22 protein-coding genes are annotated in these 17,651 nt (G+C 30.0%); all 22 read left to right on the top strand.

The genetic code is table 11. The features are described 5' to 3' along the window. The first annotated feature begins 12 nt into the window (after window positions 1–12). Window positions 13–531 (top strand): GNAT family N-acetyltransferase, encoded by a 519-nt coding sequence (locus OCU55_RS09575; RefSeq protein WP_261852079.1) that lies wholly within the window; start codon window positions 13–15, stop codon window positions 529–531. Between the two features lie 370 nt (window positions 532–901). Then, window positions 902–1,123, top strand: a complete 222-nt coding sequence (locus OCU55_RS09570) for a hypothetical protein (RefSeq protein ID WP_261852078.1) — start codon at window positions 902–904, stop codon at window positions 1,121–1,123. Further along, the gene (locus OCU55_RS09565; RefSeq protein WP_261852077.1) at window positions 1,120–1,602 is read left to right on the top strand and encodes a GNAT family N-acetyltransferase; all 483 of its coding nucleotides are present in this window, start codon (window positions 1,120–1,122) and stop codon (window positions 1,600–1,602) included. The genes OCU55_RS09570 and OCU55_RS09565 overlap by 4 nt, the downstream gene beginning before the upstream one ends. 121 nt (window positions 1,603–1,723) lie before the next feature. Then, window positions 1,724–2,164: a hypothetical protein gene (locus OCU55_RS09560; protein WP_261852076.1), complete on the top strand. Its 441-nt coding sequence runs from the start codon at window positions 1,724–1,726 to the stop codon at window positions 2,162–2,164. A 183-nt stretch (window positions 2,165–2,347) separates the two neighbouring features. After that, on the top strand, window positions 2,348–2,761 hold the full coding sequence (locus OCU55_RS09555) for a Type 1 glutamine amidotransferase-like domain-containing protein (protein WP_261852075.1): 414 nt from the start codon (window positions 2,348–2,350) through the stop codon (window positions 2,759–2,761). Between the two features lie 181 nt (window positions 2,762–2,942). Beyond that, on the top strand, window positions 2,943–3,500 hold the full coding sequence (locus OCU55_RS09550; protein ID WP_261852074.1) for an NUDIX hydrolase: 558 nt from the start codon (window positions 2,943–2,945) through the stop codon (window positions 3,498–3,500). Window positions 3,501–3,869: 369 nt separating this feature from the next. Further along, window positions 3,870–4,376 (top strand): HAD family hydrolase, encoded by a 507-nt coding sequence (locus OCU55_RS09545; RefSeq protein WP_261852073.1) that lies wholly within the window; start codon window positions 3,870–3,872, stop codon window positions 4,374–4,376. Window positions 4,377–4,480: 104 nt separating this feature from the next. After that, on the top strand, window positions 4,481–5,386 hold the full coding sequence (locus OCU55_RS09540) for a phosphotransferase enzyme family protein (RefSeq protein ID WP_261852072.1): 906 nt from the start codon (window positions 4,481–4,483) through the stop codon (window positions 5,384–5,386). A gap of 63 nt (window positions 5,387–5,449) precedes the next feature. Continuing rightward, window positions 5,450–6,229 (top strand): GNAT family N-acetyltransferase, encoded by a 780-nt coding sequence (locus OCU55_RS09535; protein WP_261852071.1) that lies wholly within the window; start codon window positions 5,450–5,452, stop codon window positions 6,227–6,229. A 251-nt stretch (window positions 6,230–6,480) separates the two neighbouring features. Then, window positions 6,481–7,356 (top strand): NAD-dependent epimerase/dehydratase family protein, encoded by an 876-nt coding sequence (locus tag OCU55_RS09530; RefSeq protein WP_261852070.1) that lies wholly within the window; start codon window positions 6,481–6,483, stop codon window positions 7,354–7,356. Next, the gene (locus OCU55_RS09525; protein WP_261852069.1) at window positions 7,353–8,042 is read left to right on the top strand and encodes an HD domain-containing protein; all 690 of its coding nucleotides are present in this window, start codon (window positions 7,353–7,355) and stop codon (window positions 8,040–8,042) included. Before OCU55_RS09530 ends, OCU55_RS09525 begins: the two co-directional genes overlap by 4 nt. Window positions 8,043–8,106: 64 nt before the next feature. Next, on the top strand, window positions 8,107–8,271 hold the full coding sequence (locus OCU55_RS09520) for a hypothetical protein (RefSeq protein ID WP_261852068.1): 165 nt from the start codon (window positions 8,107–8,109) through the stop codon (window positions 8,269–8,271). A gap of 33 nt (window positions 8,272–8,304) precedes the next feature. Next, complete coding sequence (locus OCU55_RS09515; RefSeq protein ID WP_261852067.1) at window positions 8,305–9,195, top strand: GNAT family N-acetyltransferase; 891 nt, start codon at window positions 8,305–8,307, stop codon at window positions 9,193–9,195. Window positions 9,196–9,659: 464 nt separating this feature from the next. Next, window positions 9,660–10,136: a GTP pyrophosphokinase gene (locus tag OCU55_RS09510; protein WP_261852066.1), complete on the top strand. Its 477-nt coding sequence runs from the start codon at window positions 9,660–9,662 to the stop codon at window positions 10,134–10,136. A 53-nt stretch (window positions 10,137–10,189) separates the two neighbouring features. Next, window positions 10,190–11,086, top strand: coding sequence for a MerR family transcriptional regulator (locus OCU55_RS09505; protein ID WP_261852065.1), 897 nt, complete (start codon window positions 10,190–10,192; stop codon window positions 11,084–11,086). Window positions 11,087–11,424: 338 nt separating this feature from the next. Further along, window positions 11,425–11,751 carry an SdpI family protein gene (locus tag OCU55_RS09500; RefSeq protein WP_261852064.1) on the top strand — a complete coding sequence of 109 codons (327 nt, stop codon included), beginning with the start codon at window positions 11,425–11,427 and terminating at the stop codon, window positions 11,749–11,751. A 162-nt stretch (window positions 11,752–11,913) separates the two neighbouring features. Continuing rightward, window positions 11,914–12,366, top strand: coding sequence for a hypothetical protein (locus tag OCU55_RS09495; protein WP_261852063.1), 453 nt, complete (start codon window positions 11,914–11,916; stop codon window positions 12,364–12,366). A gap of 49 nt (window positions 12,367–12,415) precedes the next feature. Then, window positions 12,416–12,925 carry a GNAT family N-acetyltransferase gene (locus tag OCU55_RS09490; RefSeq protein ID WP_261852062.1) on the top strand — a complete coding sequence of 170 codons (510 nt, stop codon included), beginning with the start codon at window positions 12,416–12,418 and terminating at the stop codon, window positions 12,923–12,925. Window positions 12,926–12,988: 63 nt separating this feature from the next. After that, the gene (locus tag OCU55_RS09485; RefSeq protein ID WP_261852061.1) at window positions 12,989–13,195 is read left to right on the top strand and encodes a hypothetical protein; all 207 of its coding nucleotides are present in this window, start codon (window positions 12,989–12,991) and stop codon (window positions 13,193–13,195) included. Between the two features lie 171 nt (window positions 13,196–13,366). Beyond that, window positions 13,367–14,113 carry a MerR family transcriptional regulator gene (locus OCU55_RS09480; RefSeq protein WP_261852060.1) on the top strand — a complete coding sequence of 249 codons (747 nt, stop codon included), beginning with the start codon at window positions 13,367–13,369 and terminating at the stop codon, window positions 14,111–14,113. Window positions 14,114–15,115: 1,002 nt separating this feature from the next. Beyond that, window positions 15,116–16,243 (top strand): glycerate kinase family protein, encoded by a 1,128-nt coding sequence (locus tag OCU55_RS09475; RefSeq protein WP_261852059.1) that lies wholly within the window; start codon window positions 15,116–15,118, stop codon window positions 16,241–16,243. A gap of 353 nt (window positions 16,244–16,596) precedes the next feature. Next, window positions 16,597–17,244 carry a hypothetical protein gene (locus OCU55_RS09470; RefSeq protein WP_261852058.1) on the top strand — a complete coding sequence of 216 codons (648 nt, stop codon included), beginning with the start codon at window positions 16,597–16,599 and terminating at the stop codon, window positions 17,242–17,244. The last annotated feature ends 407 nt before the right edge of the window (window positions 17,245–17,651 follow it).

Raw genomic sequence — 17,651 nt, 5'->3', positions numbered from 1 at the left:
GGAATAAAATTTATGGAAAACTTTTTAATTAAAGAATGTGATTTAATGGATATAGAAAAAATTAAAGATATAGGTGAAAAAACCTTCTATGAAACTTTTTCTGATGAGAATTCAAAAGAAGATATGGAAAATTATTTAAGAGAAAATTTCTCTTATGAGCAAGTTGAAAGTGAAGTGAAAAATAGCGGCTCAAGATTTTACATAGTGGAAAATAATGAAGAAGTAGTTGCATATATGAAAGTGAATTTTGACAAAGCACAAACAGAGGAAGGTCACGAAAACAGCTTAGAAGTGCAAAGAATTTATGTATTGCAGCAGTGCAAAGGTAAGCAGATTGGTAAGAGATTAATACAAAAAGCTATAGAGCTTGGAAGAGAGAATAACATAAATTATGTTTGGCTAGGGGTATGGGAACATAATATAAATGCAATAAGATTTTATGAAAAGCTAGGATTTGAAAAGTTTGATACCCATATTTTCGTATTAGGTGATGATGAGCAGACAGATAATTTAATGAAGCTTATATTATAGGGTTTATTAAGGTACCGTGCTTAAATTTAGTAGTTAGTAATCTGATATGTAAATGTGATTACCCTAATGATGGTTATATGAGAACACCGCATTATTCATGAATTGAATTCTGCGGTGTTTTGCGTTGCAAGATTGAAAAATGGGGCATGAAATATATAAGAACAATATCTTGAGATTTAAATGGTGTGGTGGAAAAGTGTATTTGGAGACCCAGTAAACCATACATTTTGTGGAATAAATTGGTTTCTAATGATATAATTACAAGTAATTAAGTCAGAGTGGTAATTATATTTTGAATCCACATCAAAATCCTGATTTAATATGAAGTGTTAATTTACTTCTAAGCCTTTATGATACCTCGGAGGTTTGTATGGAAGAAAAAATATTAAATTGGTTGAGTAATTTGACCTTTCCAGAAGATGAAAAAGAAGAATCCCAATGTCCATTCTGTATTTTTGGAGAAAACACCTGGAGATATTGTAGAAATCCAATATTTATAGACCTAATTGTAAATAAAATATATAGTATTAATTCACAATATTTCAAATCATGGTTATGCATGGATTGTGCAGTTACGGAGGATTTTACATGAAACTGAATATACAACAAATGAGTTATGATTATGCAAGGCAAATATCAAAGTGGGCTTATAAAGAACCATATTCAATGTATAGCATGGACGGAAGTGATAATTGCAAAGATGAACTTCTTAATGGGTGTTATTTTTCGGTTTTAGATAAAGAAAGCAATCTTGTTGGTTACTATTGTTTTGGTGAAGCTGCTCAAGTTCCAGTAGGAAATAAATTTGGGGTTTATGCTAGCAAAGATGTTACGGATATTGGTTTAGGAATGAACCCAGATTTGTGTGGTCTTGGGTTAGGACTTGAATTTCTAAAGGGTGGTTTAGATTTTGCTAGAGATAAGCTATCTGCAAAAGAAATTCGTTTAACAGTATCAGCCTTTAATGAAAGAGCAATAAGAGTATATGAAAAAAGTGGATTTAAAAAAGTTAGTTCTTTTGAAAGATCATCTGATAGTGGCAATGTTGATTTTTTGGTTATGATTCTCTGATAAGAAAAGCTTCCTCAAATCAAATCTGATTGGAGAAAATTAAATAAAGATTATAAGAATACCAAGTAGTTATGTAATATTTTAATGATATAGCTAATTTAATATTAATAGGGGTGATATAGTGAAAAATAAAATAATATTAAGAGTATCAATGGCAATGTCCATAGCTTTAGTTTTTATAGGATTTATTTATTATTCTAACACTCATATTTCAATATGGCAGTTCAATATTTCTAAAAATGAATTGAAAGACGTATTAATAAACACTAAGGATAACAATTATATTATAACAAATCCAAAGTTGGTATCTGAATTATCTCAGGAAGTATCTAATATGAAAAAACTTAATAAAATTGAGCTAAATAATTTTCCTCCTAAAGAGAAAACTATGAAATATACGAAACTAATGATACAAACAAAGAATAATTACACCTATGGAGGTTCATTTTGGAAGGATGATAATGATGGAATAATGCTAGACAGTAGTGGATATTATTGGAGTGTAAGTAGTGATTTAATTGAATTGATAGATAAGTCAATAAATGATTCTAAAAAACTATAAAGATACTTAGAAGTCTTATATTAGAGTTTATTAATTCATTCTGATACAAGTGATAATTAACTGTTAAAGATGTGCGATAATATGATCATAAATATATGATTTTATTATCGCTATTTAATTCAATTATTTAGTTACACAGCCTTATTGTAAAAACGTTCTATTTCTATTATATGGGGTGAGGGTATGTTGATTTTAACTTCTAATGGATTATCATCAGATAATATTATTAAAAAAATGAAGGAATACTGTGATTCTCTATCTAAAGCTGTGATAGTTACAACTGCATCTGTCGAATTCAAAGAAAATGACTGGCATATTCCACAGTTGACTGAAGAATTAAAGTCATTAGGTTTACTTGTAGATTACTTTGATTTTGATTTTCAAAGGCCAGAGGTATTGTTAAATTATGATGTTATTGAAATAAACGGTGGTAATCCGTTTTATTTGTTAAATGCTATAAAGAGAGCAAACTGCGAAGACATCATGGAAAAGTTGATTCGTGAAGATTTCTTCGATATTTCAAGATTCGCAGGAGAGGGCAATATTGGACATATTATGGAACACATACTTTTATCTAAGGATATACTTTTAGTGTGATACAAAGATTATAAAAAGTACGAAGACAAGCATAAAATTAATAGACATTAAAGTTTGAAAGTGGTAACCGTGGATAGTATGTATACATAATCTATAGGTGAGATATAGGCTATGTAGGAGTAGTAAAATACCGTAAGTAAATATTATTGAATAATTAGAATGTAATGGAGAGGGGAGATATATGCAAAGTTTTAACTGGAAATTATTGAAATCTGAACATATTATTAAGGATAAATGGATTTCTTTGAGGGCTGATACATGTAAAATGCCAAATGGTAAGATTGTTACTCCGTATTACGTATACGAATATCCAACATGGGTAAATGTTGTAGCAATAACTAAACAAAAAGAAGTTGTTTTAGTGGAACAATATCGGCATGGATGCCAAAAGACACTTGTGGAACTACCATCAGGTGGAATGGAGCTATCAGATAAATCCCCTGTTGAAGCAATTAAGCGAGAATTGGCTGAAGAAACAGGCTATACAGGTGAAAAATTTATTCATATATGTACTATATCTGCTAATCCAGCAAACCATAATAACCTTACTTATTGTTTCCTTGCCTTGGATGTTGAGTTAACTAAAGATATTAATCTAGATGAAACAGAAGAAATTAGAGTTATACTAAAACCCATGAATGAAGTAATCAAAAGTCTTAAAAACAATGATTTTTTACAAGCACTACATGTTTCATCTTTATTTCACGCCCTTATGTATATGGATATTATAAAGATTTAATACTGAATATTCATATAAAACCACACAATAGATAAAATAGAATATTTATCTAAAACACCTCATTATTCGCAACTGAATTGTGGGGTGTTTTTAAGTTGTAATATAAAAATACAGACAAGCTATTTTCTACTGAAGTTTATCCAAATAAAGATTCGTAGGACCAGTATAAATTAAATTTCCGTAAAAGAACTCTATACTTACATTTTAGACTTAAGATTAAGAATTAGGATATTTGAAAAGTGAAAAATCAGTGGAAAAGATTAAAATGTCTACTAATTATGTGGGGGTAACTGGAAATTAATGATATAATTACAAGTGAGAAATCAATAGCTTCAAATTATCACAAACATACATATAAGGGGAATATCTATGATAAAGGGGATACTATTTGACTGGCATGGGGTGCTAGTTGAGAATAATAGCAATAATGATGAGACAATAAAAAGTATATATAATATGCTTTTACAAAATACCGCTGAAGAAGACGAGATTATAGAAATAGTTACATCATATAAAAAGTATGAACCATTGTGGGAAATGTTACCGGTATTAAAGAAATACTTCAAAATGTGTGTAGTTAACAATGGACCAAAAGCAACCTTTAAGTATTGGGACCAATATTATGGTTACTCTGAATTTATGGATTTTGTTAATTCAGAAATAGAGGGAGTAGAGAAGCCACAACCAGAAATATATAAAATTGCATGTAAAAGAATAGGTGTTGATCCAAGTGAAGTTATATATATGGATGACAGCTTTGGATTTCCTGAAGAAACTGAAAAGTTAAATATGAAATTCATACATTGGAGCACAACAAAAGATGGTTTTATGGAGTTTAAAAAATATTTGAATGAACATACAGAAGTGCAAATATGATGAGTCGTAGTAGAAGATTGGAACCTTAAAGTTTGGTATTTAAATTTATCGTAAAATAATAATTTAAAATCAAGGATAATATTATAGGTAAAAGAGGTAAATAGATGGAGATAAATCAGGTTTTAGAGTGTTGGAATCTTTCAAATGAACCAATTAAGCAAATTTATAGTTCTGCTTGGCAAATTGGTGACAAGTATATCTTAAAAACTGGCAAAAATATTGATGAAATGCATAGAAATTTATTGATGATTAACGCTCTATCAGAGCAAAACATACCAGTAGCTACAGTGATAAAGACCATGGATGGATTAGAATATATAGTTGAGGATAAATCATATTTTTTTATAAGCAAAAAAATAGATGGAGAGCATTTAACTGATATTTACCAGCAGAATTATTCTGAATTAGCATATTTAATTGGACAAGTAATTGGTAGACTTCATATAGCATTCAAAGCATGTGAAGCCAAGATTTCCTGTTATGATAATAACTTTTATGATGAGATTGTTGGCTGGGTATCTAAGACATTCGAGGATAAAAATATTACTTTAATACCAGATGATATTTTAAAGCAATGTGTTTCGGAATTAAAAGAAGTATATCCAAATTTGCCTCGTCAGTTAATACATAGAGACATACATCCAGGAAATATGTTGTTTAAGAATAACATGCTGACAGGTTATATAGATTTTGATTTAAGTCAAATCAATGCACGTGTTTTTGATCTATGCTATATGTCATTGAGTTTTTTAATTGATAATACTGATGACAATCAGAAAACAGCGAAATGGTTTGAAATATTAAATAAAATAGTTAAGGGTTATAACTCAATAACCCCACTAAGCTCTGATGAGAAAAAAGCTATCCCAGTTATGATGTTTGCTATCGAAATGCTTTTTGTTGCATATTTTGATAACAACAATGATACAGCTGGTACTAAAGGAGCTGCAAAAACTTTGTTATGGCTGTGGGAAAATAAAGAAAAAATCAGCTTTCAAGTGGAATTATAGTGAGTTTTAAAATAAGTTAATTGCATAAAAAATGATGCAAAGTGTGCTGAAAGGAAATATTATATGATTAATAAAGATATATGGAAGATAGCTATGGAACAATCGGCAATAGATTTAAACTGCAAAGCTACTGATTTCATGAGTAAAGGAAGTACAGTGGTAACATCAAAACTAAATGAAGGAAGAAAAAAGTGTTACAAAAAACCAATGTTTTGTGGATTAGCTTATTATGGTGAAGGATTAGTTGCCTCAGTGGACGAAAGAATAAAAGAGTTTATGGAAGTCTTTGTTAGTAGGCATTCTGAGTATAGGTGTTTTGATACACCGCAGTTAATTGTATTAAATAAAGAGTTCGGAAAATACGGTAAATGTGTATGCTTTATCGCAGAGTTCTTTCTTCCTGATTTAGAAAAGAAGGTATTAATTAATGAAAATATTGAAGTGAAAGTATTTTCAGAAGACGAGATTCCAGCATTGTATGAAGATGATAGATTTCATATGGCGCTAGGATATAACTCTGATAGTGATAAAAAGGACGTGTTGGCAGTAGTAGGATTTGTAGATGGAAAAATAGCTGGTGTAGCAGGTGCAAGTAATGACTGTGATACGATGTGGCAGATAGGTATTGATGTCTTACCTGAATTTAGACGAATAGGCGTTGCATCAACACTTACCAAGATTTTGACAGACGAAATCATTAAATGCGGCAAGGTACCATTTTACTGCACTGCGTGGTCCAATATTGCATCAAAAAGTAACGCTGTTAAGTGTGGCTATAAAACCGCCTGGGTAGAAATGACTGCGATCGATACAGAAGATGCTATGAAAATCATTGGTGAGTAAACAAGTTTTAGAGACAAGAAGTATTTTTAATTGATCCGTAGGTTTATAAAAATTGCTTAAAGCGCAGGTGATTGGAAGGTCCTACTTATGGAGTAGAGATATTACTTAGTCAGCTTTTGAACACTATTATATATTATAGAGTCCCTAGGTCAACTGTTAATTTATACATGACAGAAGATTCGCAGAGAAGGGGGACTTTGGAATGAGTATAAATTAAGTTTCGATATAGGAACTCTTTAGGAGAAGTAAATATGAAGGTATTAGTTATTGGTGGTACTCGATTCTTTGGGGTACATTTGGTTAACTCACTACTATCTAGAGGGCACAAGGTGACAATAGCCACTAGAGGTAATGCAAAGGATGTGTTTGGAGACAAGGTTGAAAGGATTATTATCGAACGAAATGATCCAAGTAATTTGAAGGAAACAATAGGCGGAGATTATTATGATGTTGTTTTTGATAATATTGCTTATTGCTCCAATGACGTAAAAGGTTTACTAAGTTCATTGAAATGCGGTAGATACATAATGACTTCTTCAGCTTCAGTCTATACAAACCAGCATATCCAAACTTCTGAAAGCGAATTTGATCCTATTTCATATCCACTTAAGTGGTGTTTTCGAGAAGACTTTCCTTATAATGAAGCAAAACGTCAAGCAGAAAGTGCTTTGTTTCAGATATATCCTCAATTTGGATCAGTCGCTGTCCGTCTTCCATATGTGATTGGAGAAGATGATTATACAAAAAGACTTTATTTTTATGTTGAACAAATTATTAAGGGAAATTCAATAAATGTGGATAATCTTAATGAAAAGATTGGTTTTATAGATTCTGCCGAAGCAGGAGACTTCCTAGCATGGATAGCAGAGCAAAATTTTGTTGGAGCTATTAATGGTAATAGTAATGGGACAATTTCTTTAAAAGAGATAATTGAATATGTAGAGCTCAAAACCAACAAGAAAGCAATCTATTCTTCTGAAGGTTTAGAAGGACCATATAATGGGCAAAAGTCCTTTGATCTTGATGTAATCCATGCAAATAAATTAGGTTACTGTTTCACTGATTTAAATTCATGGATATATAAATTGCTGGATAAATATATAAGAACGCTGGAGGCTAATATATGAATACTAATATGAAACATAAAAAGATTTTAGAAATTGTTAAAGAAAGATTAACCTGTTCAGCTCATAATTTAGATCATGTGCTTAGGGTTCTTAATCTTTGTTTATTAATTGCAAAGGATGAGGAAAATGTTGATTTAGAGATTCTAATTCCAGCAGCATTACTACACGATATTGCAAGAGTAGAGGAAAGCCAAGATAAAACTGGAGAAATTGATCATGCTGTCTTAGGTTGTGACATTGCTGAAGATATATTGAAGCAATTAGAATACGAAAAAGAAAAAATTCATAGGATAAAACACTGCATCAGTGCTCACAGATTTAGGACAGGAAATGAACCTAAAACAATAGAAGCAAAAATACTTTTTGATTCAGACAAACTTGATATTATAGGAGCAACCGGCATTGCTCGTTCCTTTATGTTAGCAGGACAGTTTGGACAGAGATTAATAACAGACACACCAATTAGCGACTATCTAAAAGCTAATACTGTTGAAAATGGAAGAATAAAAGAAGTATCAAAACACACACCTTTTATTGAATACGAAATAAAATTCAAGAAAATCCCTGATAAATTATATACAAAGACTGCAAAAGAAATTGGTGAAAAAAGACTGAAATTCATGGATGAATATTTTAAAACATTAAGAGCAGAAATTGATGGTGTAAATGAGGTGCTCTACATATAAATTAATGAATTTAACGATATTTTTAAACTATGTTATATATAGAAATAAAAAAATGGAGGCTCATATGGGGATTTTTTTATATTTAATTGGCATTATTAGTGCATATTTCATTATTAAACTGGCTGTGAAACACGCAATAGAAGAGAGCTTAGAAGATATTAGAGGTACGGTAAAAGAAGCAATAACGGGAGGGCTATATGAATACAAACGTAGAAATCAAGATAATTAGAAATAGATTAATTAATATGAAGGGGCTAAGATTTTGGAAAATTTAAATGAATATAAAATTTATAAGGCTAACTCAGAACAGTGGGCTAAATATCATGCTATTTATAGACTAAGTAATTTTAATGAATGGATGTCATTAAGCTTTCAGAGCGATATTGATAGGTATAAAAACTTAGATATTTGCTACTGGGTAGAAAAAGAAGGGAAAAGAATAGGTGGAGCACTTATTAAACCCAATATTCTTAAATGTGTATTTGTAATACCTCCCTTTGACAATATTAGCAAACTAATTGAGGTATTAACTTTATATGTTAATACAATATCTGATGAAACTGAAGAGATTGTAATTCCAGATGCTGATTTAAGAGTAGTAGAATCTTATAAGAGTGTGGCCTTTAAGTTGGATAGAATTGACAAGCTTATGGTGTGTGCTACTGATGAATTTAATGTGATTTGGGAAGAACGATATAAGATAGTAGCTCCTGAAATTGAGCATGTTGAAGCAATGGCTAAACTTTATTATGATTCTTATAGTAATAACAAGTTTCAGTATATATCATCTCAATCCTATGATTTTCAACTTTTAAATGTTCAAGCATATTTTAATCATATTAAAGCAATGAATATTACTAATGAGTGGTCTACACTAATTTTTGATACAATTTCAAACCAATTTGTTGGAGCTTGTATGGTTGGATATGTTAATGGATTACCATATATACTTGATTTTGTAGTGCACCCCGAATTTCAAAGAAAAGGTATAGGAGCAAAGATGCTGCAAAGGACATTAACTTTATTATCTGGAAACTATTCTGCAATAAGGTTAAATGTTACTGTAGGTAATAATGCAGAAACTTTTTACGATAAATTAGGATTTGTTAGCTTAGCAGAAAAGGGGTATATGACAAAGAAAGCTGGAGTTTAGATTACATTGAAATATTTGGTGAAAGGTTAATGTTCAAATTTTATGTCTATCATATTAATATAAGGCTATATATATGAGCGAGTTCCAAATAGAATTTATAAACCAAATTATATACCGTTAATAGTTAAATAGCTTATTGGTATGTTTTTAAGTCGTGGAAATGGGGTATCTATTGGGTTGAATAGATAAACTACTTCAGTTATTAAACTCCAAATAAAGATTTCGATGATTCTACGAATCTTTATTTTGATAAATTCTAATATGAAGTAGTTTATCTATAGATGTACCATTTCAATCCGAAAGCTATTTTTGAAACTATACTAGGTTCTGAGCAGAAGATTGAAAACACAAGTTTAATTTTAGAATTATCAACCTATATAGAGTTCCTATGTTGAAATTTAATTTATACTTGATTAAAAATCACGGCCTAAGACTTTTAGCATATATAAATTAAAAGTTGAGATATGAACTCAATAGCAATTACTATAAAAACTAAGAAAAAGGTGATGAAAATTAGTTATTTAGAAAAGGCAATATGTCTAGCTGTAGAAAAGCATAAAGGCCAAACTGATAAAGGTGGTATGCCATACATATTACATCCAATATATGTGATGAGCAAAATGGAATCTGAGATAGAAAAAATAGTAGCAATCTTACATGATGTAGTTGAAGATACAGATACAACTTTTGAGGATCTTAAAAATATGGGATTCTCAGGGGAGGTTTTAAGTACATTAAAATGTTTAACAAGAGGAGAAGAAGAGGATTATTTTGATTATATTGGTAGAATTAAAGTAAATCCTTTAGCAATCAAAGTGAAATTAGCTGACCTTGAGCATAATATGGATTTTAGAAGAATTAAAGATATAACTGATGAAGATATAATTAAGCGTACAAGAAAATATAAGAAAGCTTGGGATGAATTAAAAAGCAGCATATAATATTGACTTTACCCCAAGGGAATAGTCTAAATTTAGTTTTAGAGGTGATATTAATGAAGATAAATGAAGTTATGAAGATTACTGGATTGACTAAAAAGGCTATTTATTATTATGAGAATACAGGACTAATAAACCCTGCAAAAGACTATGAAAACAATTATAGAATATATACAGATGAAGATGTGGATCTACTAAAGAAAGTAGATCTACTTAGAAAACTGGAGGTGCCTGTAAAGGACATTGCAATAATTCTAAGTGATCCATTTAAGATAAATGAAGTAATGGTTAAACAGCTACACTCAATCAATGACAAAATCAAGTATTTAAATAAATCTAAAAATATAATAGAAAGCCTACTTGAGGATTACGATGATGTGAATAAAAGTCTAAGAACTGATAGTTTTGAAAAATTAAGTTTATATTTAGACATTGATAAAAAGGCTTGTGAAGGGTATATGAAAAAGGAGCTTAAAAGAATTTTTCCAGGTAATTTTGGCAAAGCAATGTCATTTTTTTTAAATGCTTACTTAGATGAGCCAATAGATACTGAGGAAAAAGAGAGAGCTTGGTATAACTTAGTGAATGTGCTGGATTCTGTTGAAGAAATAAAGTTTCCAAATGATATAAAAACTATATTAGATAGGGTATATGAAAATACAAACAATCAGGAAAATTTTCAAACATTGAATAAAGAAAAAATAGATAAATTCATAAGCGAACTTAGTAAAATGTCAACTGAAGAAAGACAGGCCTTGAAAACTAAAATGGAATCTTCAGTGGAAGATGATAAAAGCAGTAGATCAAGAGAAGATTACTTAAGGTTACGTAAATTTTTCAGTGAAAATCAAGTGGTATTGCCTAAAGAGTGTAGCATTTACTTGAGAATATTAAGTAAGAAATATAATGAATTGTGTGAGTATATCTTAAATGTGCAAAAGATAACAGGATAAGTTTTTGAAAATTGGTTTCAGATTGAAGGAGTTTATTTTTATAAAGATTTTCATCTATAAGCTCTAATGATCAAATACGGAAGCTATGACATATAAAAATTAGAACCAAAAGACAAAATTAAATCTACAAAATTGATAGCAGGAGTAAGTTTAATGGGGGATTTTACAAACACTGTACTTCTTTGGCTTCCTTTGGCAATAGTTTTAATGCTTACACTTAGCAATACTAACTCAAAAAAGAGAAGGAAAGATAAAAAATAGTACGGAAATGGAAAGGTGGAGCAAATTACATGTAATGTTCTATGTATTAAAGAAATGTGAAAAAAGGAGTGACTTTTATGAGCTATATATTAATGAGTGGTGTAATATTAATCTTTTTTTTAATATTAAGATTTGTAAAACAAAAGCAGATTACAGGATTCGGATATAAGTCAAAACTTTCAATGCAGAATTTGACTACCTGGAATGAAGGAAATAGATATGTTTCTAATTTTATTATTGTTGGAAGTTTATTGTCAATTATTCTAGGCTTAATTCTAAATTATAGCAATGCCAGCAATATAGCCATTGCTTTTTATATTAATATTGCTGTTATGTTAATAGCTAGTTTATTTACAGAGCTTCATTTGAGAAAGTTATTTAACAAGGATGGAAGTGCAAAATAACGTATTGAACAAGCTTGTAAAGTGATTAACAATAATCTGTGTGCGATGAATTGGAGTGTAATGATGTGATTTTAAGTAATTGGGATAAACATTAAATTTGTTTGGAATTGATATTTATTGAGAAGTTAAGACTATTTCTATATTAAAAAGATGAGGTGTGTTATGGTTGCTAATAATATAAGAGCATTATTATGGTATATTTTCTTGAGGATTGTAACCTTATTTTCAAATTTTGTTATTGGCTTTAATTCTTCTAAAATTGAATCACAGCAAGATGGTATAAATAGAATGAACTTTCAAATAGCAAAGACATGGACAATAGCTATTATAGTAATAATTTTATATAATCTCATAGGAAGATTTACTCTAAAAGACCAAGGCACCAGGGTGAAAAATATAATGTCAGTTAGTCTTATTTATATAGTGGGGTTAATTCTTTGCATTATGATATCTTTAGGTTTTCTTAAATCTGAATCTTTGTACTATATGTATACATCTGCTTTTTCACCATTTTTTACTAGCAATATTAAAGAAGGTGGACTACTAATGCAATTACCTTATGCTATAATACCTTCTTTAATTATGGGGATTTCGATAAAGAGTACTAATGCATAAGCATAATTTATCATGTACTATTTAAGAATCAAAAAATGGAGGTGTTAAATTGAGTAAGAAGTTTTTAGAATCTGAAAGATTACTTTTGAAACCTTTATCTTTTCGTGAATTGCAATATATAAATAACAATGAGATTAATAATGTTGAAAATCCAATTGAATCAGAATCAATAATGGATTCAGTTAAATTAGCAATATCAAAGAAAATAAGAAAAATGCAGAACATTAATGAAGATATTCATGAGTGGTATACATATTGGCTGATTATTAATAAGGAAAATAAAAAAGGAATGGGTTTTATCGGCTTTAAAGGAGTACCAGATATAAATGGCTATTCAGAAGTTGGATACAGTATTTCACCTAATTATAGAAAGAGAGGATTTATGACTGAGGCTTTAGAAACATCAATAAACTGGGCCTATGGATTTCAAGATGCTAAAGGTATAACAGCAGAAGTTCTAAGAACGAATATTGGTTCTATTAGAGTATTGAATAATTGTAATTTTAAATTAGTTAGTTCTACTGAACAAGTGCATAATTATATTATTAAGTTTAGATAAAATTTATATTTAGTAGTAGTTAGAATCTTTAAATGGATTAATAATAAATAAAGGAGAGTTATTATGGAAGAATTAAAAAGCATTTTAGAAAAATTCGCAGGATCAGGTTGGGATTTGATTGCTGTTCCTTCAAAAGCATATCTTGATGGAAACGGAGATAAAGAAGACCTAATCAGAGCTGTAGAACAAGCAGACAATGAATGTGGAAGTTGTGGTTGTGAGTTTGATCCTTTGTATAAGAAATGTATTGAATTAAAAGGCTCACTATAATATGTAAGATGCGATTATAATTACTGATTCTGTACACTTACTGAAGCCCAAAAACTAATATAGGTAATAATTGAAATCTATAGGGTTTCCAAATAAAAATATAAAATAAATTTAAAACTATTGACTCTTACCTTAGAGGAGACCTTAATATTATAAACGAGGTGAGGAATTATGCTATATACAGTAAAAGAAGTTGCAAAATTAACTGGAGTAACTATAAAAGCACTCCACCATTATCACAAAATAGGATTACTACAGCCCTGTGAGATTACAGACGCCGGCTATCGTCTCTATGGGACAAAGGAACTTGAGATTTTGCAGCAGATATTGTTTTATCGTGAGCTTGATTTCTCTCTCGAAAATATCAAAAAGGCATTGGAGGATGAACCAAGTCGTTTAATATGTTTAACAAAGCAACAGGAACTGCTACTTGCGCGCAAGCAGAGACTTGATTGTTTGTTAAAAACTATAAATGAATCCATCGTCCTCAGTAAGGAAGGAGAAATTATGAATACAACAGATATGTTTAAGGGATTTAACAAAGATCAGTGGAAGGTTGCACTTTCTGAGCAGAGCGAATATATCAAAGACAAATATGGCTATGATATACCAGAGGTGCAGGAAGCTGATGTGCCTAAGATGAATGAACAAGCTCTGGAAGCTCAACGTTTCATAAGATATATGGGAGATGCACTGAAAAGTGGATTGAGGGCTAATGATGAAAAGGTGCAAGAAGTATTGGAAAATCATATTCAATTTTTGAGAAAGCATGGTCATAGTATTGATGCAAAGGCACTTGCAGCTCAGACAAAATTCTTTTTAGAGGATGATTTTCATAGAAATATGCTTGAAGGTCAGCAGGTAGGACTTTCTTATTACTTATGTGTAGCTACTGACATGTATGCAGCTTCAAAATAATAAGTGATTGTAATATTTCTACAAAAGAATATAATACTCATGATATTCACGCAAATAAAACTTGATAATTTTATAACTGTTATAAAATGAACAAAAGTCCTAAATAGTACGAAAGTCATGGGGAAATAGAGATTCTATTTTCCCATGACTTTATTTATATTCAAATTTGTAAGACTATTACAAAGTTAAATTTCATAGATTATTAGCTTAATAAGTGACTATTTACAAATCTATAATCTCGTAGTAGCCATTGTTTTGCACAATAATATCTATAATGATTTTCTTCAGCTGACTTGTATGGAGAATCTTTTTTATATCTAAATAATTCAAATTCTTTTAAATTGCCAAGCAGTGGCAATATGTTTTTTTATATACTGCACTGATAAATTTGAATTGTTACAATAAAATTTTAAAGTTTTATTGTACATAAATATCTCCTCAAACTATTATTTATATGTTCTACACTTTATCAATATTCCGAAATGTTGCATGAGGTGTTTAAAATATTGATTAATAGACTTTGAGTAATAATAAATTATAACCAAATGGAAATAGAAAGTAATAACTTAAATGATTTACTCGTAAATGATAATTAATATAAAATAACTCCATGAAATTAAATTAACCGTTTAAATTAAACAACTTACCAATCTTTATTTTCATAAAATCTATTTTATTAGATGTCCATTTATTCGTAGCAATAAATGGATAGTTTTGTAGAAAGTTGTACAGAATTATGTATAATTAAATTAGTAAAAAGAACTTATCAGTACAATCCTTTTCTATCGGTTGATGATATAAAAGAAGCTGCAAATAAGGTGAAGTTTTTTAGAAACAAATCATGATAATATCTAAACATTAAGTTTAAATTAGGTTCATCTTAAAATTGATGAAGTCAATCTTTGCAAAATATAGTTTAGCTGGCTAAGAGTTATTAAAATAAACAATGAATTAGCTTAAATTACTTAAGTAAGTCTATTAAACAGAGAGTGGAGGCAATTTATGAAAGTTGTAGTAGCTATAGATTCTATGAAGGGAAGTCTTTCTTCAATGGAAGCAGGAAATGCAATAAAAGAAGGTATTTTGAGAGTAAAACCTGAAGCTGAGATTGTAGTTAAACCACTAGCAGACGGAGGAGAAGGGACTACTGATGCGCTTTTGGAAGGTCTTGGTGGAGAAAAAGTAGGTGTTATAGTCACAGGGCCCATGGGAAAACCTGTTGAAACTTATTATGGTTATCTTCCTGAAAAGAAGGTTGCAATAATGGAAATGGCTTCAGCTGCAGGTATAACATTAGTTAATGATTTTGACAAGAATCCAATGTTGGCAACAACCTTTGGTTTAGGTGAAATGATAAAACATGCAATTTTAAAAGGCTCACGACATTTTGTTATCGGAATCGGAGGTAGTGCAACCAATGATGGTGGGATTGGTATGCTTATGGCTTTAGGTTATGAATTCTTAGATGAGTATGGACAAAAGGTTGGAGAAGGAGCACAGGCTTTAGATAAAATAGCAAGTATATCAAAGGAACATTTAATAAAGGAACTAAAAGAGTGTACGTTTCAGATAGCCTGCGATGTTAATAATCCTTTATGTGGACCTAATGGAGCAACTTTTGTTTTTGGACCTCAAAAAGGCGTAACAGATGAGATGAAGAAAAGTTTAGATGAAGCTATGAGGAATTATGCTAAGGTTTCAGAATTATTCACAGGGAAAAAATGCTCCGAAGCAAAGGGAGCAGGAGCTGCAGGAGGACTTGGATTTGGATTTTTAGAATTTCTAAATGCAGATTTAACGCCAGGCATTGAGCTTGTACTAAAGATTATCGAACTTGAGAAAGAGATAATTGACGCAGATTATGTAATCACTGGTGAAGGACGACTGGATTTTCAAACTGCAATGGGTAAAGTTCCAGTGGGACTTGCAAAGCTTGCAAAGAGATATAATAAAAAGGTCATCGCTTTTGCGGGAAGTGTTACTAGAGAAGCTAAAGAATGTAATAATGTAGGAATTGACGCATTCTTTCCAATTGTAAGAGGGGTTACAACCATAGAGGAAGCAATGAACCCTGAAATTGCAAAGGAAAATATGATGGATGCGGTAGAACAAGTATTTAGATTGCTATAATAATTTTAAGGCTATGCAAGAGAGGATAATTTTTTTTACAACAGTGGATATTACAGCTTAAAGAGTTACAAGATATAATTTAATTCGAAGAACAGCTAAAATATTTGCCTAATGCCCACAGAGAAAAATCAGACTTATGAATTTAAGTCTGATTTTTTTTGCAAAGGATTTGAATTCTTCAATTTTATCGTTATAAACCTTTGGAATAAAGTAAAGTTTATTCAACTAATAATTTAAAGTTGACTAAAAATCTACAACTTCTTGACAAATTCCAGTATTTATGGAATAGTGAAAATATTGTAGAATAAATAAATATTTAGTAGAAGTTAGTCATGTACGATGGGGAGGATTTTATGGACCGTAACACTGTTTTCTATGATGAAGTTAAAGATGAATTAAAGACAGGGGATCTTATTCTTTTTCACGGATTGCTTTTAAGTAGTCAACTTAATGAAATAATTACTAGAAGTCAATGGTCTCATGTTGGTATGGTAGTAAGGCCAGAGGATATAGGAATAACTAAAAGTGACAGATTACTACTTTGGGAATCAAACATTTTGGTAAATCTTCCAGATGTTGAACTAAAAGAATCAAAGGTTGGGCCAATGCTTGTTGATTTGGAGGCGAGACTTATAACTGATGTTGAGGATAAAAAAGATAATAGATTCAAAATTCGTTATAATGGCTGTGAAATAACTGAAGAAATGCTGGAAAAGCTTAAGACATTTGTGGGGAAAGTACATATGGATAATTTTCCTGAATCAGAATTTAATTTAAGCAAAGAATTTTTTGAAGCTAGAATTCTTAACGAAGAAATTACTAACGATAGTTATTTTTGCAGCGAGTTGATTGCAGACACTTTTATAAATATGGGACTTTTAACAAGAAGATATGCACCTAACAGTTACATGCCCAAGGATTTTTCAAGTGATACTGTTTTACCTTTTATTAAAAAAGGACAACTTATAGATGGTCCATTAATTGATGTAGTAGGACAATAATTCATATAAAAAACTCTATATAATAGATTATATAATAATTTATTATATAGAGTTTTTTTGAAATTTTATTTGGAATATATGAAGATATATATTATCGTTGTGTAGAATACATTGGAACCGTACATGAAGACAAAATCTTCAATAGTATAATGAAAAGTATATGCATTAATGGTTAAAAATTGGGGTGTTTTAATGTATAATTAATTTATGCATTAATTTAACAGTTGAAGTTATTCAAATAATAAACATATTACATAAGTATATTAAAGCTAGTATTAAAATCTGAAATATAGTCATTAAATATTTTAATAATCAAAATAAATATGATTTTTTGCCTAACGAGTTCAACTAACTAATGGAAAAATGTAATATTCTTGACAAATATTAGCCGGTATGTAATAGTAAAA

Origin of the sequence: Clostridium folliculivorans, from assembly GCF_024341905.1 — a bacterium.
Lineage (GTDB): Bacteria > Bacillota > Clostridia > Clostridiales > Clostridiaceae > Clostridium_AR > Clostridium_AR folliculivorans.
This window is presented reverse-complemented; position numbering and strand designations above follow the sequence as displayed.

Bases quoted from the DNA above. Each gene is read 5' to 3' on its own strand.
- OCU55_RS09470 (WP_261852058.1), top strand. From the start codon at position 16,597: ATGGACCGTAACACTGTTTTCTATGATGAAGTTAAAGATGAATTAAAG.
- OCU55_RS09570 (WP_261852078.1), top strand. From the start codon at position 902: ATGGAAGAAAAAATATTAAATTGGTTGAGTAATTTGACCTTTCCAGAA.
- OCU55_RS09575 (WP_261852079.1), top strand. From the start codon at position 13: ATGGAAAACTTTTTAATTAAAGAATGTGATTTAATGGATATAGAAAAA.
- OCU55_RS09540 (WP_261852072.1), top strand. From the start codon at position 4,481: ATGGAGATAAATCAGGTTTTAGAGTGTTGGAATCTTTCAAATGAACCA.
- OCU55_RS09500 (WP_261852064.1), top strand. From the start codon at position 11,425: ATGAGCTATATATTAATGAGTGGTGTAATATTAATCTTTTTTTTAATA.
- OCU55_RS09555 (WP_261852075.1), top strand. From the start codon at position 2,348: ATGTTGATTTTAACTTCTAATGGATTATCATCAGATAATATTATTAAA.
- OCU55_RS09550 (WP_261852074.1), top strand. From the start codon at position 2,943: ATGCAAAGTTTTAACTGGAAATTATTGAAATCTGAACATATTATTAAG.
- OCU55_RS09475 (WP_261852059.1), top strand. From the start codon at position 15,116: ATGAAAGTTGTAGTAGCTATAGATTCTATGAAGGGAAGTCTTTCTTCA.
- OCU55_RS09485 (WP_261852061.1), top strand. From the start codon at position 12,989: ATGGAAGAATTAAAAAGCATTTTAGAAAAATTCGCAGGATCAGGTTGG.
- OCU55_RS09525 (WP_261852069.1), top strand. From the start codon at position 7,353: ATGAATACTAATATGAAACATAAAAAGATTTTAGAAATTGTTAAAGAA.
- OCU55_RS09505 (WP_261852065.1), top strand. From the start codon at position 10,190: ATGAAGATAAATGAAGTTATGAAGATTACTGGATTGACTAAAAAGGCT.
- OCU55_RS09545 (WP_261852073.1), top strand. From the start codon at position 3,870: ATGATAAAGGGGATACTATTTGACTGGCATGGGGTGCTAGTTGAGAAT.
- OCU55_RS09535 (WP_261852071.1), top strand. From the start codon at position 5,450: ATGATTAATAAAGATATATGGAAGATAGCTATGGAACAATCGGCAATA.
- OCU55_RS09495 (WP_261852063.1), top strand. From the start codon at position 11,914: ATGGTTGCTAATAATATAAGAGCATTATTATGGTATATTTTCTTGAGG.
- OCU55_RS09480 (WP_261852060.1), top strand. From the start codon at position 13,367: ATGCTATATACAGTAAAAGAAGTTGCAAAATTAACTGGAGTAACTATA.
- OCU55_RS09510 (WP_261852066.1), top strand. From the start codon at position 9,660: ATGAACTCAATAGCAATTACTATAAAAACTAAGAAAAAGGTGATGAAA.
- OCU55_RS09565 (WP_261852077.1), top strand. From the start codon at position 1,120: ATGAAACTGAATATACAACAAATGAGTTATGATTATGCAAGGCAAATA.
- OCU55_RS09530 (WP_261852070.1), top strand. From the start codon at position 6,481: ATGAAGGTATTAGTTATTGGTGGTACTCGATTCTTTGGGGTACATTTG.
- OCU55_RS09520 (WP_261852068.1), top strand. From the start codon at position 8,107: ATGGGGATTTTTTTATATTTAATTGGCATTATTAGTGCATATTTCATT.